The sequence below is a fragment of the Roseomonas gilardii subsp. gilardii genome, from assembly GCF_023078375.1.
Lineage (GTDB): Bacteria > Pseudomonadota > Alphaproteobacteria > Acetobacterales > Acetobacteraceae > Roseomonas > Roseomonas gilardii.
Genome location: NZ_CP095554.1, coordinates 3,697,545 through 3,713,344, shown reverse-complemented (window position 1 = coordinate 3,713,344; position 15,800 = coordinate 3,697,545). Strand labels below are relative to the sequence as shown.

Annotated in this window: 16 protein-coding genes; 11 read left to right on the top strand and 5 right to left on the bottom strand. The window is 72.1% G+C overall.

Features of this window, described 5'->3' with window-relative positions; genetic code table 11:
• The first annotated feature begins 1 nt into the window (after window position 1).
• The 3 genes from glmS to bluB all read left to right on the top strand — a co-directional run bounded on the left by glmS (window position 2) and on the right by bluB (window position 3,694).
• Complete coding sequence (gene glmS / locus MVG78_RS17115; RefSeq protein ID WP_247553735.1) at window positions 2-1,825, top strand: glutamine--fructose-6-phosphate transaminase (isomerizing); 1,824 nt, start codon at window positions 2-4, stop codon at window positions 1,823-1,825.
• Between the two features lie 62 nt (window positions 1,826-1,887).
• On the top strand, window positions 1,888-2,997 hold the full coding sequence (locus MVG78_RS17110; RefSeq protein ID WP_247553733.1) for an AbrB family transcriptional regulator: 1,110 nt from the start codon (window positions 1,888-1,890) through the stop codon (window positions 2,995-2,997).
• 49 nt (window positions 2,998-3,046) lie between these two features.
• Window positions 3,047-3,694, top strand: a complete 648-nt coding sequence (gene bluB / locus MVG78_RS17105) for a 5,6-dimethylbenzimidazole synthase (RefSeq protein WP_247553731.1) — start codon at window positions 3,047-3,049, stop codon at window positions 3,692-3,694.
• Between the two features lie 38 nt (window positions 3,695-3,732).
• On the opposite strand, the gene MVG78_RS17100 is transcribed toward bluB, so the two are convergent.
• Window positions 3,733-5,034 (bottom strand): MFS transporter, encoded by a 1,302-nt coding sequence (locus tag MVG78_RS17100; RefSeq protein ID WP_247553722.1) that lies wholly within the window; start codon window positions 5,032-5,034, stop codon window positions 3,733-3,735.
• A gap of 203 nt (window positions 5,035-5,237) precedes the next feature.
• Complete coding sequence (locus MVG78_RS17095) at window positions 5,238-6,026, bottom strand: OBAP family protein (protein ID WP_247553720.1); 789 nt, start codon at window positions 6,024-6,026, stop codon at window positions 5,238-5,240.
• Between the two features lie 127 nt (window positions 6,027-6,153).
• Between MVG78_RS17095 and MVG78_RS17090 the strand changes: the two genes are divergently transcribed.
• Window positions 6,154-6,789, top strand: a complete 636-nt coding sequence (locus tag MVG78_RS17090) for an isochorismatase family protein (RefSeq protein WP_247553718.1) — start codon at window positions 6,154-6,156, stop codon at window positions 6,787-6,789.
• A gap of 16 nt (window positions 6,790-6,805) precedes the next feature.
• Here the strand turns inward: MVG78_RS17090 and mutM are convergent, their stop codons facing one another.
• A complete protein-coding gene (gene mutM, locus MVG78_RS17085; RefSeq protein ID WP_247553716.1) occupies window positions 6,806-7,696 on the bottom strand; it encodes a bifunctional DNA-formamidopyrimidine glycosylase/DNA-(apurinic or apyrimidinic site) lyase in 891 nt (296 codons plus the stop codon).
• A 123-nt stretch (window positions 7,697-7,819) separates the two neighbouring features.
• On the opposite strand from mutM, the gene MVG78_RS17080 reads away from it, so the two are divergent.
• From MVG78_RS17080 to MVG78_RS17065, 4 genes are all read left to right on the top strand, one after another.
• On the top strand, window positions 7,820-8,557 hold the full coding sequence (locus MVG78_RS17080; protein WP_027281736.1) for a class I SAM-dependent methyltransferase: 738 nt from the start codon (window positions 7,820-7,822) through the stop codon (window positions 8,555-8,557).
• 220 nt (window positions 8,558-8,777) lie between these two features.
• Entirely contained in the window at window positions 8,778-9,623 is an 846-nt protein-coding gene (locus MVG78_RS17075; protein WP_247553705.1) for an MFS transporter, read from the top strand.
• Complete coding sequence (locus MVG78_RS17070; RefSeq protein ID WP_247553703.1) at window positions 9,593-9,991, top strand: MFS transporter; 399 nt, start codon at window positions 9,593-9,595, stop codon at window positions 9,989-9,991. The genes MVG78_RS17075 and MVG78_RS17070 overlap by 31 nt, the downstream gene beginning before the upstream one ends.
• Before the next feature lie 106 nt (window positions 9,992-10,097).
• Window positions 10,098-11,699, top strand: coding sequence for an ABC transporter substrate-binding protein (locus MVG78_RS17065; protein WP_247553701.1), 1,602 nt, complete (start codon window positions 10,098-10,100; stop codon window positions 11,697-11,699).
• Window positions 11,700-11,716: 17 nt separating this feature from the next.
• Here MVG78_RS17065 and dut read toward each other — a convergent pair whose 3' ends face one another.
• Both dut and MVG78_RS17055 read right to left on the bottom strand, forming a co-directional pair.
• Window positions 11,717-12,169 carry a dUTP diphosphatase gene (dut, locus tag MVG78_RS17060; protein ID WP_247553699.1) on the bottom strand — a complete coding sequence of 151 codons (453 nt, stop codon included), beginning with the start codon at window positions 12,167-12,169 and terminating at the stop codon, window positions 11,717-11,719.
• Window positions 12,166-13,608 carry a bifunctional phosphopantothenoylcysteine decarboxylase/phosphopantothenate synthase gene (locus MVG78_RS17055; RefSeq protein ID WP_247553697.1) on the bottom strand — a complete coding sequence of 481 codons (1,443 nt, stop codon included), beginning with the start codon at window positions 13,606-13,608 and terminating at the stop codon, window positions 12,166-12,168. Before MVG78_RS17055 ends, dut begins: the two co-directional genes overlap by 4 nt.
• 186 nt (window positions 13,609-13,794) lie before the next feature.
• On the opposite strand from MVG78_RS17055, the gene MVG78_RS17050 reads away from it, so the two are divergent.
• The 3 genes from MVG78_RS17050 (at window position 13,795) to MVG78_RS17040 (ending at window position 15,750) form a co-directional block, all read left to right on the top strand.
• Complete coding sequence (locus MVG78_RS17050; protein ID WP_247553695.1) at window positions 13,795-14,433, top strand: DUF4260 domain-containing protein; 639 nt, start codon at window positions 13,795-13,797, stop codon at window positions 14,431-14,433.
• Window positions 14,434-14,506: 73 nt separating this feature from the next.
• Entirely contained in the window at window positions 14,507-15,340 is an 834-nt protein-coding gene (locus tag MVG78_RS17045) for a HesA/MoeB/ThiF family protein (RefSeq protein WP_428480686.1), read from the top strand.
• Between the two features lie 32 nt (window positions 15,341-15,372).
• On the top strand, window positions 15,373-15,750 hold the full coding sequence (locus tag MVG78_RS17040; protein ID WP_247553691.1) for a DsrE/DsrF/DrsH-like family protein: 378 nt from the start codon (window positions 15,373-15,375) through the stop codon (window positions 15,748-15,750).
• Window positions 15,751-15,800: the final 50 nt, after the last annotated feature.

The window sequence follows — 15,800 nt, the reverse complement described above, 5'->3', positions numbered from 1 at the left end:
AATGTGCGGCATCGTCGGTGTGGTGGGGCAGCAGGATGCCGCCCCGCGCCTTCTGGAGGCGCTGCGCCGCCTCGAATACCGCGGCTATGACAGCGCCGGCATCGCCACGCTGGTCAATGGCCATATCGAGCGGCGCCGGGCCGAGGGCAAGCTGGTGAACCTCGCCCATGTGCTGGAGCGCGAGCCGCTGGAAGGGCGCACCGGCATCGGCCACACGCGCTGGGCGACGCATGGCGCACCCACCGAGCGCAACGCCCATCCGCACGGCACGAAGCGCGTCTCCGTGGTGCATAACGGCATCATCGAGAACCATGCCGAACTGCGCGCCGAGCTGGAGGCGCAGGGCGCCGTCTTCGAGACGGAGACGGACACGGAGACCTTCGCCCGCCTGCTGGACCGCCACCTGGCGGAAGGGCAGGGGCCGGAGGAAGCCTTCTCCGCCGCGCTGAAGCGGGTGCGCGGCGCCTTCGCCCTGGCCGCGATCTTCACCGGGCACCCGACCACGCTGCTGGCCGCGCGGCAGGGCGCGCCGCTGGCCGTGGGCTATGGGGAGGGCGAGATGTTCGTCGGCTCCGACGCCCTGGCGCTGGCGCCGCTGACCCGCCGCATCGCCTATCTGGAGGAAGGCGACTGGGTCGTCGTCTCCGACCGCGGGGCGCGCTTCTTCGATGCGCAGGACCGGCCGGTGGAGCGGGCGGTGAGGACCACCGCCTTCTCCGGCGCGGCGGTCGGCAAGGGCAACTACCGCCACTTCATGGAGAAGGAGCTGCACGAGCACCCGGTGGTGATCGGCGACACGCTCCACCAGTATGTCGATCCCGGTTCCCGCGCCGTCTCGCTGCCGGCGCTGCCCTTCGATCCCACCCGCCTGCCCCGACTCTGGATCTCGGGCTGCGGCTCCGCCTTCCTGGCGGCGCAGGTCGGGCGCTACTGGATCGAATCCCTGGCGCGGCTGGCGGTGGATTCCGATGTGGCGAGCGAGCTGCGCTACCGCGACCCGCCGGTGCCCGAGGGCGGCGCCGCGCTCTTCGTGTCCCAGTCCGGGGAGACGGCGGACACGCTGGCCGCCATGCGGCTGCTGCGCGGGCAGGGGCAATCCGCCCTCGCCGTGGTCAACGTGCCCGAAAGCAGCATGTCGCGCGACGCGGATGCCACGCTGCTGACCGTGGCGGGGCCGGAGATCGGCGTGGCCTCGACCAAGGCCTTCACCGCGCAGCTTTCCGTGCTGGCCTGCATGGCCATCGGCTTCGCCCGGGCGCGCGGCACGCTCACCGCCGCCGAGGAAGCACGCCTGACCGGCGCGCTGCTGGAGGTGCCGGAACACGCCGCGCGGCTGCTGGAGGATTCCAGCGAGATCGAGGCCGTGGCCGCCGAGGTGGCGAAGGCGCGGGACGTGCTCTACCTGGCGCGGGGCTCGCTCTTCCCCATCGCCATGGAAGGGGCGCTGAAGCTCAAGGAGCTCTCCTACATCCATGCCGAGGGCTATGCGGCGGGCGAGATGAAGCACGGGCCGATCGCGCTGATCGATGCCTCCGTGCCGGTGATCGCCCTCTGCCCCGGCGGGCCGCTCTTCGAGAAGACGGCCTCCAACCTCCAGGAAGCGGCCGCGCGCGGCGGGCGGATCATCGCCTTCACCGATGCCGAAGGCGCCCCGGTGCTGCGCCGCTTCGCCGAGCGCGTGGTGGTTCTGCCGACGGTCGATCCCTTCGTGGCACCGATCCTGCACGCGATCCCGGTGCAGATGCTGGCCTATCACGTCGCCGTGCTGAAGGGCACCGACGTGGACCAGCCGCGCAACCTCGCCAAGGCGGTGACGGTGGAGTAGGGCAGTCCCGGCCCCCCCACCGCATGGGCGGGGCCCGAGACGAAGAAGAAGGCAGGCCCGACGTGACACGCCAGCAGGTTTTCCCCCCGTCCACCAAGGGCCTGCTGAGCCGCCTGCCGGTGCCCGCCTCCTGGGCGCTCCTCGTCCTCCTCTCGGCCGTGCTGGCCGGGGGGCTGATGACCACCGGCCTGCCGGCCGCGTTGCTGCTCGGCCCCATGGTGGCGGCGATCCTGGTGGCGGTGGGCGGCGCCGCGCTGCGCATGCCGAAATTCGCCTTCACCGGCGTGCAGGGCATCGTCGGCACGCTGGTGGCGGTCTCCATCACGGCGGAGATCATCCACACCTTCCTGTCCGACTGGCCGCTCTTCCTCGGCGTGGTGCTGTCCACCCTGGCGGCGAGCAGCGTGCTGGGCTGGCTGATGAGCCGCTGGGGCGTGCTGCCGGGCACCACCGCGGTCTGGGGCTCCACCCCCGGCGCCGCCTCCGCCATGGTGCTGATGGCCCAGGCCTTCGGCGCGGATGCCCGGCTGGTGGCCTTCATGCAGTATCTCCGCGTGGCCTTCGTGGCGGTCGCGGCCTCGCTGATCGCGCGGATCTGGGTGGACACCTCCGGGGCGCAAGCGCCCGCCCTGGTCTGGTTTCCGCCGCTCGCCCCGGTTCCCTTCCTGGGCACGCTGCTCGTGGCCTTCGGCGGCGGCGCCCTGGGCCAGTGGTCGCGCATCCCCGCCGGGGCGCTGCTGGTGCCCATGCTGATCGGCGCCGTGCTGCACGCCACCGGCCTGCTGGAGATCCAGCTCCCCGAATGGCTGCTCGCCGCCAGCTATGCCGTGCTGGGCTGGCGCATCGGGCTCAGCTTCACCCGCGCCGTGCTGATGCACGCGCTGCGCGCCATGCCGCGCATCGCCGTCTCGATCCTGCTCCTGATGGGCTTCTGCGGCGGGCTGGCGGCCCTGCTGACGCATGTGGTCGGCATCGACCCGCTGACCGCCTATCTCGCCACCAGCCCGGGCGGCATCGATTCCGTGGCGGTGATCGCCGCCTCCAGCCAGGTGGACCTCTCCTTCGTCATGGCCCTCCAGGCGATCCGGCTGGTGATCGTGATCCTGCTCGGCCCGGTCATCGCCCGGCTGGTCGCCCGCCATGGCGGGATGCGGGACGTGCCGGTGGTCTGAACGGACCGCTTCCTGGAGATGCCCCGGCGAAGGGCGTAGAACCCCTGCCATGCCCCAAGCCGATGCGCCCCGTTTCGACGACGCCTTCCGGGCGGATCTGGCGGCCCTGTTCCGCTGGCGGCGGGATGTGCGCCATTTCCGCCGCGACCCTTTGCCGGACGGGCTGCTGGAGCACCTGCTGGAGATCGCCAACCTCGCCCCCTCGGTCGGGCTGAGCCAGCCCTGGCGCTTCGTCACGGTGGAGGACAAGGCGCGGCGCGCGGCGATCCGGGCGGATTTCGCCCGCTGCAACGCCCTGGCCCTGGCCGGGCAGGCGGAGGAACGCGCCGGCCTCTATGCCAGGCTGAAGCTCGCCGGACTGGAGGAAGCGCCCTGCCACCTCGCCCTCTTCGCGGAGGGCGATCCGGCGCAGGGCCATGGGCTCGGCCGGGGGACCATGCCGGAAACCGTGGCCTATTCCGCCGTGATGGCGCTGCACACGCTGTGGCTGGCGGCGCGGGCCGAGGGGGTGGGTCTGGGCTGGGTCTCCATCCTCGACCCGGCAGAGGTCCGGCGCGTGCTCGACCTGCCGGCGGACTGGCTGTTCATCGGCTATCTCTGCCTCGGCTGGCCGGAGGCGGAGGAAGCGGCGCCGGAGCTGGAGCGGCTGGGCTGGGAGCGGCGGCGGCCCGCCGCGGAGCGGCTGCTGCGGCGCTGAGGCGGGGGATGCCACCGTGGCGGCATCCCTGGCGGGGACTACTCCGCCGGCCTGGCCACCTTGATCTCCCGCACCCCATGGCTGCGGATCACGCTCATGACCAGGAAGGTCATCAGCGCCCCGAGCACCAGGCAGGCGGCGAGGAAGAGCATCGGCATGGTGTTGCTCCCCGTGCTGTCTCGGATCCAGGGGATCGCGTTCTGCGCGATGAAGCCGCCGAGATTGCCCACCGAATTGATCGCCGCCAGGCCCGCCGCCGCCGAGGCGCCGGTCAGGAAGGCCGAAGGGATGGCCCAGAGCACCGGCTGCGGCGCGAAGATCCCGGCCGCCGCGCCGCAGAGGAAGACGAAGCGCAGCGTGTTGTCCGGCACATAGACGCTGAGTACGAGGCAGACGGCGCCGAACAGGGCGGGGATGACGATGAAGGCGGTGGGGCTCTTCCCCGCGGCGAGCTTCGGCCAGACATAGAGGGCGAGCGCCACCAGCAGCCAGGGGATCACGTTGATCCAGCCATTGGCGGTGTTGCTGACGCCGAAGCCCTTCACGATCGTTGGCAGCCAGTAGCTGAGCCCATAGGCGCCGAGCGGGAAGGCAACATAGTAGAGCGACATCAGCAGCACCCGCCGGTCCGCCAGCACGGCGAGGGGGTTGTGGTGCTCGGTCTTGCGCATGCGCTGCGTCTCGTCCGAGAGGCGGCGCGCCAGCCAGTCCTTCTCCTCCTGCGTCAGGATGCGGGAATCCTGCGGCCCGCGGTCGAGGTAGAAGAGCGTCACGATGCCCATCAGGATCGCCGGCACGCCGGTGACCAGGAAGACCCATTGCCAGCCCTGGTGGCCGCCCCGGCCGTCGAGGTCGAGCAGCATGCCGCCGATCGGCGCGCCGATGGCATTCGCGAAGGCGCTGAACACCATGAAGGAGCCGACCATGCGCCCGCGATACTCATGCGGGTACCAGAGCGTCAGGAGATAGAGCACACCGGGGAAGAAGCCGGCCTCGCAGACACCCAGCAGGAAGCGCAGGATGTAGAACATCGTGGTGCTCTGCGTGTAGGCGAGGGCAACGGTCACGGCGCCCCAGGTGACCATGATGCGCGCGAACCAGCGCGGCGCGCCGAACTTCTCCAGGAAGATGTTGCTCGGCACCTCGAAGATGAAATAGCCGATGAAGAACAGCGATGCGCCGAGCCCGTATGCGTATTCCGACAGGCCGAGCGCGCCGACCATCTGCAGCTTGGCGTAGCTGACGTTCTGCCGGTCGATATAGGCGATCAGATAGATGATCCCCAGGAACGGGATCAAACGCCGGGTGATCTTGGCGATCACCTGCTTCTCTTGGACCACGATACTTCCCCGATTTCGGTTCGCATCCCGTCCCTCCCCACCCAACAGAGGGACCGTGCGGACGGCGAAAGGTATTGCCCGCCGGGAACAGAGGCGGGGGCCGGGAATGCCGCCCCAGGATAGGCGGGCCAGGGGGCAGGATCATGTTACCGATATGTAACGCCCCGGAAGGGCCGGGGGAAGGCGCCAGGCGGACCAGGGCCCTACCGGCGCATGGGGCGTTCCTCCAGCCGTGTCTGGACGGTCCGGCCGCTTTCCCAGGAATTGGCGCCCTTCGCGATCTCCGGCATGGGGAGGTCCTCCCGCTTGCGCCGCCGCGCGCCGGTGGAAACGCCCAGGCGCCGGTCCCGGGCCTCGACGAGGTCCGGACGGACCTGCCCATCGCCGGTGAAGCCCATCATCAGTTGCGGGATGCCATAGGGGAAGTCGTCCCGGTCATACTGCCAGGTGTGGAAGGTCTTGCCGTAGGTCGAGACGAGATCCTTGAAATAGGCGCGCTCCGCCAGCTCCGGGATTCCGGGCGCCACCAGCAGGCCCGACTTCACCTCGTAGCGATGGCTGTGCCACAGGCGCTTCTCCTCCTCCGGCAGGCCGCGGAAGCGCTCCTCGCTGATGATGTACTCGATGCCGATCAGCCGGGCATCGGGACGGTTGGAATCGAAGATCACGCATTGGTGCAGGTCGTGCCTGAGATGGATGCAGAAATGCGTCGCCTCCACCTGCCGGCCCATGTCGTCCGCATACATGTGGAAGCCGTTCAGATAGGTGCTCATCGCCTCCAGCGGATATTTCGCCTGCATGGCGCCGGCCGCGAGGTCGAGGACGCGGTGCTTCAGCGGATGGCCCTGGCCGATGCGCGCCGTGGCCAGCACCTTCCGGCCCAGCAGCAGCCCCGCCGCCGCGGTGACGCCGGCGGCGACACCCAGCCCGATGGCCGAGAGCGGGCCGCGCCCGCCACAATGCGCACAGGACCTGTCGTGGAACCAAGCCATGGCCTTGCCTCCTCTGCGCAGGAGGAACGCGGGGACGCCGGGAAGGTCACGCCGGCGCTACCGGGGGTGGCGGCACGGTGCTCGCATGTGCCGGGGAAGAGCAGGCAGCCCGGAGCAGGAAGACCTCATGTCCGACATCTATGCCGCGCGTGGCTATGGCGCTGCGGAGATCGGCTTCGGCGAGAAGCCGGGCCTCGTCGTGGTGGATTTCCAGCGCGGCTTCACCGATCCGGCCTTCCCCATGGGCGGCGCACCGATGGTGGACCGCGCGGTGGAGGCCACGGCACGGCTGATGCGGGCGGCGAAGGCGGCAGGGCTGCCGGTGATCGCCTGCGTCAACGCCTATGACAGTCCGCGCGCCGCGCCGCACTGGAAGATCGCGGCGGTGACGGCGTTCCACCCGGACGGGCCGGAAGCGGAACTCGACCCGCGCATCGCGGCGGAGGCACCGGATGTGAGGCTGGTGAAATCCGCCCCCTCGATCTTCTTCGCCACCCCCGCCGCCGCGATCCTGACGCGGGAAAGGGTGGATACCGTGATCGTCACCGGCTGCATCACCAGCGGCTGCATCCGCGCCAGCGTCAACGACGCCTTCAGCCTCGGCTTCCGCGTGATGGTGCCGCGCGACTGCGTGGGCGACCATACGGAGGAGGCGCACGAGGCCAATCTCCGCGACATCGGCCGCCGCTATGCCGACATCATCGATGCGGAGACCGCCCTGGCCGCCATCGAGCGCTGGCGCGGCGACAACCGGCGCGCCTGACCGGTGGACCTGTGCCTCAGCGCTGCGTCCTGGGGCAGAAGAAGGTGCTGCGCCCGGCCTGCACGATGCGGGCGATGCCGGGGCATTTCGGCGGGCCGGGGCAGGCGGGGCAGGCGCCGCCCTCCCGGTCATAGACGTGGAAGCGTTCCTGGAAGAAGCCGACCTCGCCATCCGCCCGCACATAGTCGCGCAGGGAGGAGCCGCCGGCCTCGATGGATTCCTCCAGCACCGCCTTGATCGCCGGCACCAGCCGCGCGGCGCGGGCGCCGGGCACCGTGCCGGCCAGGCGGCGGGGAGAGATCCCAGCCCGGTAGAGCGCCTCCGAGACATAGATGTTGCCGAGCCCGGCCACGACGCGCTGGTCCAGCAGGGCGGCCTTGATCGGCGTGGCCTTGCCGGCCAGGGCGCGGGACAGGACGGCGGGGGTGAAGGCATCGTCCAGCGGCTCCGGCCCCAGCCCGGCGAGGAGGCGGTGCGAGTCCTCCGCCGCGGTGGGCACGAGGTCCACCATCCCGAAGCGGCGCGGGTCGCAGAACCCCACCCGCCAGCCATCCTCCGTCTCCATCACCAGATGCTCGTGCCGCTCCGGCGCCGCGCCCCGGGCATCGGAGGCCGCACCCTGCGGGCCGAGGGAAGGAACGGGCGGCGCCTCGTCCAGCCGCGCCACCATGCGGCCGGACATGCCGAGATGGACCAGCATCGAATCGCCGGTGGAAAGGCGCATCAGCATGTATTTCGCGCGGCGCCGGAACCCCTCCACCCGTGCCCCGGTCAGGCGCATCGCCAGATCGGGCGGGAAGGGCCAGCGCAGCCCGGCGCGGCGGGTCTCGGCGCGGGCGATGACGCGGCCGGTGAGCACGGCGGAGAGGCCCCGCATCACGGTCTCGACCTCGGGCAGTTCGGGCATCTCGTCTCCAGTGGGGGCCTGGCACGCCATGGCCCGGGGGGAACATCGGGCGGGGAACATCGGGCGGGAAACATCCGGGGAGGCGGATATCCCGGCGCGGCGTTCCGCTCTAGATAGGGTGCCATGTCCGACCAGACCGATTTCGGCTTCCGCCAGGTTCCGCGCAACGAGAAGGCCAGCCTGGTGCGGGGGGTCTTCGACAGCGTCGCCCCCCGCTACGACATCATGAACGACCTCATGTCGCTCGGCATCCACCGGCTGTGGAAGCGCGCCTTCGTGGCCGCCATCGCCGCCTCGCCGCGCGAGACCCTGCTCGACCTCGCCGCCGGCACGGGCGACGTGGCCTTCCTGGCGAAGGAGCGCGGGGCAGGCCGGGTGATCCTGTCGGACATCAATGCCAGCATGCTGAGCGTCGGGCAGGGCCGGGCGCTGTCGCGCGGGCTGGCGGAGGGGCTGAGCTTCGTCTGCTCCGATGCCGAGCACATCCCGCTGCCCGACCGCAGCGTGGAGAAGGTCTCCATGGCCTTCGGCCTGCGCAACTGCACGGACAAGGATGCCGTGATCCGGGAGGCACGGCGGGTGCTGCGGCCGGGCGGCCGCTTCCACGTGCTGGAATTCTCCCGCCTGCGGATCGACGCGCTGGCGAAGCTCTACGACGCCTGGAGCTTCAAGGCCCTGCCGGCGATCGGCGCCAAGGTGGCCAACGACGCCGAGAGCTACCAGTACCTCGCCGAGAGCATCCGACAGTTCCCGGACCAGGAGACGCTGGAGGAGATGTTCCGCGCCGCCGGGCTGGAGCGCGTGTCGCACCGCGACCTCTCGGGCGGGATCGTGGCGATCCACACCGGCTGGCGCCTCTGAGGGCAGCCATGGCCGGCACCCCCGTGGCCGGTGCCGGGGTGGATGTTGCGGTGCAACGCCGGGCAGGGATGCGCATCGGGCGGGGCTGAGCCTATCCGCCCCGGCGCCGCTCTCGCCTATCTCGGTCCGGATCGACGAGCCTTCCGGGCACGGCCACCGGCCATGCACCCACTCTCCCGGGGTGGAAGAAGGCTTTCCACCGCAGCGGAAGAGGTGATGCATGGCGGACAGCGCGGCGGAATTGCGCGAGCATGATGGCGGCCCGTCCTCCGGGCTGATCCTGCTCCTGGCCATCTCCTGCGGCATGGCGGTGGCGAACATCTACTATGCCCAGCCGCTGATCGGGCTGATCGCCCCCTCCATCGGCCTCGGCCCGGCGGTGGCGGGGCTGGTGGTGACGCTGACCCAGCTCGGCTACTGCGCCGGCCTGATCCTGCTGGTGCCGATGGGCGACCTCGTGGAGAACCGCCGGCTGGTGGCGCTGACCCTGGCCGGTTCCACCGTGGCGCTGCTCGGGGCGGGGCTCGCGACCTCCGCGCCGGTCTTCCTGCTGGCCTCCCTGCTGGTCGGCATCGCCTCGGTGGCGGTGCAGATGCTGGTGCCGCTGGCCGCGCATATGACGCCGGAGGCGAAGCGTGGACAGGTGGTGGGCAAGGTGATGAGCGGCCTGCTGCTCGGCATCCTCCTCGCCCGTCCGGCCTCCGGCCTCATCGCCGACCATTTCGGCTGGCGGGCGGTCTTCATCCTCTCCGCCGCGCTGATGGCCGGGCTGGTCGTGATCCTGTCCCGCCGCCTGCCGCAGCGCCGCCCGCATCCGCAGGCGGGCTATGGCGCGCTGCTGCGCTCGCTCTGGCCGGTGCTGCGCGACACCCCGATCCTGCGCCGCCGCGCCGCCTACCAGACGGCGCAGTTCTGCAATTTCAGCCTGTTCTGGACGGCGGTGCCGCTGCACCTGATGGAATCGCCCTTCCACCTCTCGCAGTCCGGCATCGCGCTCTTCGCCCTGGCCGGGGCGGCGGGGCGCTGGTCGCCCCCGTGGCGGGCGGGCTGGCGGACCGGGGGCTGACCCGGCCGAGCACGGCGCTCGCCTTCGCCCTGGTCCTCTGCGCCTTCGCCATCGCCTGGCTGGGGCGGGACTCGCTGGCGGCGCTGGTGGTCGCGGCGATCGTCCTGGATGCCGGGGTGCAGATCACCCAGATCCAGGGGCAGCGCGCCATCTACACGCTGCGGCCGGAGATCCGCTCGCGCCTCAACGGGCTCTACATGGCGATCTTCTTCCTGGGCGGGGCGGCGGGCTCCACCATGGCCAGCCTGCTCTTCACCCAGGGCGGCTGGACGGGCGTGGCCTGGTTCGGCGGCGCCGTCGCCCTGGCCGGCATGGCCTACTACCTCACGGAACTGACCAGGCGGCAGGCGGCGCTGGCCGGCCGCTGACGCGGCGCCGATGGAGCGGGGGGCTGTCGGAGCCCCCCGATCCCTGCTTCAATCCCGCCCGGACGCGGCCCGACAGAGGCCGCGCCGACAGGGCAGGAAACCTCCGATGCAACGTCGCAGCCTTCTCGCGGCCACGGGCGCCGCGCTGGCGCTCCCCGCCATTCCCTCCACGATCTCCCGGGCCCGGGCGGCCGGCAGCAGCAAGGTGCTGCGCTATGTCCCCGCCGCCGATATCGCGGCGCTGGACCCGGTCTGGACCACGGCCTCCCAGACGCGGGACCATGCCTTCCTCGTCTATGACACGCTCTACGGCCTCGACGGCGCGCTGCAGCCGCAGCCCCAGATGGTGGCCGGCCATGTGGTGGAGGAGGATGGCCGGCTCTGGCGCATGACCCTGCGCGACGGGCTGCGCTTCCATGACGGGGAGAAGGTGCTGGCCCGGGACTGCGTCGCCAGCATCCGCCGCTGGGCGGCGCGCGACAGCTTCGGCCAGACGCTGATGGCGGTGACGGAGGAGGTCGCCGCGCCGGACGACCGCACCATCGCCTTCCGCCTGAAGCGCCCCTTCCCGCAGCTTCCCGCCGCGCTGGCGAAATACTCCTCGCCCACCTGCGTCATCATGCCGGAGCGGCTGGCGAAGACCGATCCCTACACGGCGGTGACCGACCCGACCGGCAGCGGCCCCTTCCGCTTCCTGCCGGGCGAGCGCGTGCCGGGCGCGCGCATGGCCTATGCGCGCTTCGACGGCTATGTGCCGCGCCCGGAGGGCAAGGCCGAGGGCTCGGCCGGGCCGAAGCACGCGCATTTCGAGCGGGTGGAGGTGCTGGTGATGCCGGACGGCGCCACCGCCGCCGCGGCGCTGCGCCAGGGGGAGGTAGACTGGCTGCGCTGGCCGCTGATCGACCTCGTGCCCGCGCTGCGCCGGGCGCCCGGCGTCACCGTGGATGTGATCGAGCCGCTGGGGCTGATCGGCAAGTTCCGCTTCAACCACCTGAACCCGCCCTTCGACAAGGTGGCGGTGCGGCGGGCCATCCTGCCGGCGCTGTCGCAGGCCGAGTACATGATGGCGGCCCAGGGCGACGACAGGTCGCTCTGGCGCGACGGGGTAGGGTATTTCTGCCCGGGCACGCCCATGGCCTCGGAGGCCGGGATGGAGGCCCTGACCGCGCCGCGCGATCTGGCCAGGGCGAAGGCGGCGCTCGCCGTCAGCGGCTATGGCGGGGAGAAGGTGGTGGTGATGATGCCCACCGACTTCCCGATCTACAACGCCATGGCCGAGGTGACGGGGGAGCTGCTGCGCAAGATCGGCTTCGACACCGAGGTCCAGGCCATGGACTGGGCCACCGCCATGCAGCGCCGCGCCAAGCCCGATCCGGTCGCCCAGGGCGGCTGGAGCATCTTCCACACCGGCTGGGGCGGGTCGGAGGAGCTGAACCCCGTGACCAATATCTGGCTGCGCGGCAACGGCAAGGATGCCGCCCCGGGCTGGCCGGACAGCCCGAGGCTGGAGGCGCTGCGGACCGAATGGCTCCAGGCCCCGGATATCGCGGCGCAGAAGCGCGTGGCGGAGTCGATGCAGCGCCAGGCCTTCGAGGACGTGCCCTATATCCCGACCGGACAGCTCTTCACGCCCGTGGCCTACCGCTCCGACCTGACCGGGGTGCTGAAGGGCCTCCCGGCCTTCTGGAACGTCCGGCGCAGCGCCTGACGGCGCGCGGGGGGGCCTCAGCGCGTGCCGGTGGAGCCGAAGCCGCCGGTGCCGCGCTGCGTCGCCGGCAACTCCGCGACCTCCGCCCAGTCGGCATGGGTCACGGGCGCCAGCACCGCCTGGGCGATGCGCATGCCGCGCTCCACGGTGAAGCTCTCCTGCCCGGCATTCATCAGGATGACCGAGAGCTCGCCGCGATAGTCCTCGTCCACCGTGCCGGGCGTGTTGGGCATGGTGATGCCGTGCTTCAGCGCCAGCCCGGAACGGGGGCGCACCTGCAGCTCATGCCCCGCCGGCAGGGCGACGCGCAGCCCGGTCGGCACCAGGGCGCGGCCCCCGGGCGGGATGGTCAGCGGCGCCGTCACCGCCGCCAGCAGGTCCATCCCCGCGGCCCCCGGCGTGGCATAGGCGGGCAAAGGCAGGCCCTCGGCATGCGGCAGGCGGGTGACCTGGATGGTGGCGCGGCTCATGCCAGCACCTCCGCGATCCGGGCGGCGAGGCGGCGCGCCACCTCCTCCTTCGGCAGGCGCGGCCAGTCCTCGATGCCGTCGCGCGTCACCAGATGCACCCTGTTCTCCGCCCCGCCCATCACATCCCCCGAGACATCGTTCGCCACGATCCAGTCGCAGCCCTTGCGCGCCAGCTTGGCCTGGGCATGGGCCAGCAGGTCGTCCGTTTCCGCCGCGAATCCCACCACGAGGCCGGGGCGCTTCGCATGGTGCGACAGCGTGGCCAGGATGTCGGGATTGGGCACCAGCCGCAGCTCCGGCGGGGCCGCACCATCCCGTTTCTTGATCTTGCCGTTGCTGGCCTCGGCCACGCGCCAGTCCGCCACCGCCGCGGCGCAGACCGCCGCATCCACCGGCAGGGCGGCCTCGCAGGCGGCCAGCATCTCGCGCGCGCTTTCCACATGCGCCACGGCGACCCCCGCCGGATCGGACAGCGTCACCGGGCCGGACACCAGCGTGACCCGCGCGCCCAGCGCGGCCAGGGCGGCGGCGATGGCATGGCCCTGCTTCCCGGAGGAACGGTTGGCGAGATAGCGCACGGGGTCGATCGGCTCATGCGTCGGGCCGCTCGTCACCAGGACATGGCGCCCCACCAGCGGCCGCGAGGCCGAGGCGGCGGCCGCATTCTCCACCGGCCGCGCGGCGCGGAGCGCGGGCACGTCGCCCAGGGCGGGCGTGGCGCCACCCAGGGGAGGAGCCAGGGGAGCAGCCGGAACATCCGCCGCCCCGGCCGCCGGATGGCCGGGCGGCGCCATCTCCGCCGCATCCTCGCCCGCGGCGATGGCGGCATCGAGCGCCGCTTCCAGCCCCGGATCGGCCGGGGCCGGCACGGGGTCCTCCAGCACCGCCCCGATGGCGGCCAGGATGGCGGGCGGCTCGCTGAGGCGGCCCGGCCCGGATTCGGCCTCGGCCATGAGCCCGTCCTCCGGCCCCACCACATGCACGCCGCGATTCGCCAGGATGGCCATGTTCGCGACGGTCGCCGGATGCGCCCACATGGCCCAGTTCATCGCCGGGGCGACCAGCACCGGCGCGGTGGTGGCCAGCAGCGTGGCCCCGGCCAGGTCGTCCGCCATCCCCGCCGCCATGCGCGCCAGCCGGTCGGCCGAGGCCGGGGCAACCACCACGATGTCGTGCCCGCGCGCGAGCGCGATATGGCCGCGCCCTTCGCCCTCTTCCTCCAGCGACCAGAGGTCCTGCGCCAGGGGGCGGTTGGTGATGGCCTGCAACGCGTGCGGGGTGACGAAGCGCGCCCCGCCGGGGGTCAGCAGTCCCGTCACCGAGGCGCCGGCCTTGCCGAGCAGGCGGGCGAGCTCCAGCGCCTTGAAGGCGGCCACGGAGCCCGAGACGATCAGCAGGACGCGCTTGCCGTTCAGCATGGCGGCAGGTGTAGCCGCCATGCCGCAGCCGGGCCAGGGGCCGGCGGCGGCGCGGGGCGGCCCCTGGTCGCGCGAACGCGAGGTTGTTATGCCGGGATGCTCTTCGCGCTCGCACTTCCCAGGACGAGGCACCCCGCCGATGGCGCCGCACAGGACCGGTCTTCCCACCCCGAACACCCGCGTGAGCCCTTTGGGGGGCGGCGCACGGTGACCCGCGCCACCCGCAACCGCCCGCCGCTCTCCGAGGAGGAGCCGCCGCCCGCGAAGCGCCGGGCGAAGGCCCCCGCGACTCGCCGGCGCACGGCGGCCGAGCCGGTGGCGGAGGCCCTGCCGGAGCCCCTTCCCGAACGGCTCCCCGGGCCGCCCGCGGAACCCGCCCCCATCCCCACCCCGGCCCCCCGCCGCGCCCGCGCCGCGCGGCCGGGGCGGGCGGCCGAGGCACTCGCCGTGACCTATTCCAGCGATCCGGGCCATGCGACCGGGGCGGTGAACCTGATGCTGCGGCTGGAAGGGCTGGCGCTGGCGACGGTCGGGCTGGTCGGGCAGATCTGGCTCGGCACCGGCTGGTGGGCCTTCGTGCTGGCCGCCCTCGCGCCGGACCTGTCGATCCTGGCCTATCTCGGCGGGCGCCGGCTGGGCTCGGTCCTCTACAACCTCGTGCATGTGACGCCGGGGCCGCTGCTGCTCGGCGCGCTGGCCATCAGCACCGGCGACCGGCTGCTGGGCAGCTTCGCCCTGGCCTGGCTGCTGCATATCGGCATCGACCGCGCCCTGGGCCACGGGCTGAAATACGCCAGCGGCTTCCACGACACGCATCTGGGCCGCATCGGCCGCGCCCCGATCTGAGCGGGACGGAAGCGCGACATTTGCAGGGGGAACGCCCCCTGCGGAAGCGCCGCCGCCGTGCCATATGGCGGGCATGTCGCTCGACTTCTCCGAAGCGGAACTCCACCGCTATTCCCGTCACATCCTGCTGGCCGAGGTCGGGGCCGTGGGGCAGGCGAAACTGCGCGAGGCGCGGGTGCTGGTGGTGGGGGCGGGCGGGCTCGGCTCGCCGCTGGCCCTCTACCTCGCCGCCGCCGGGGTCGGCACGATCGGGGTCCTGGACCACGACACGCTGGAGCTGAGCAACCTCCAGCGGCAGGTCGCCCATGACACGGAGCGGCTGGGGATGGGCAAGGCGGACAGCGCCGCCGCCACCATCCGGCGCCTGAACCCGGAGACCCGCGTCGAGGTCCATGCCCGGCGCATGGATGCCGCGGCGGCGGAGGAACTGATCCCGCGCTACGACCTCGTCTGCGACGGCACCGACAATTTCGAGACCCGCTTCCTGCTGGGCGATGCCTGCCACCTGCTGGGCCGGACCCTGGTCTCGGCGGCGGTGCTGCGCTTCGAGGGGCAGCTTTCCACCTACAAGTCGCATCTCGGCGCGCCGCATCCCTGCCACCGCTGCCTGCATCCGGAGCCGCCGCCGCCCGGCCTGGTGCCGACCTGTTCCGAGGCCGGGGTGCTGGGGGCGGTGACGGGCGTGATGGGCACCTTGCAGGCGACGGAGGTGCTGAAGGAGATCCTGGGCATCGGCACCGGCCTGTCCGGCCGCCTGCTGCTCTGGGACTCGCTGGAGGCCCGCTTCCGCGACATCCGCCTGCGCCGCGACCCGGCCTGCGCGCTCTGTGGCGAAAGCGCCACGATCCATGACCTTTCCGCCCATGCGATGACGGACGGCATGGCCCCCGCCTGCGGCGTGGCGTGAACCCAGGAATGGCGCACGGGATGGCGGCCGGAATGGCGGGAACGCCGCTGGGGGTGCTGCTCGCCTCGGGCGGGCATGAGGCGGGGCATTACGCCCTGGTGGCCGCGACCGGCGCGGCGGCGCTGGGGCGGCGGGTGACGCTCTTCGCCACCAATGGCGGCTGCCGGCTGCTGCTGCGCGAAGCCCCCCTGCTGTCCGACCCGCGCGAGGCGCTGATGGCGGAACGCGGTGTGGCCACGGCGGCGGAGCTGCTGGAGGCGGCGCTAGAACTGCCGGTCCGGCTCCTGGCCTGCGAGGCCGGGTTGCGCGCCGAGGGCTTGCCGGAGGGGGCACTGCTCCCGCAGGTGGAAGTGGCGGGCTTCGCCACCTTTCTCGAATCGGTCGGGGCGGGGCAAATCCTCACTTTCTGAATGATGGGCCGGACGGGTTGACCGACACCCCCGTTCGCGGCCCTCAATAG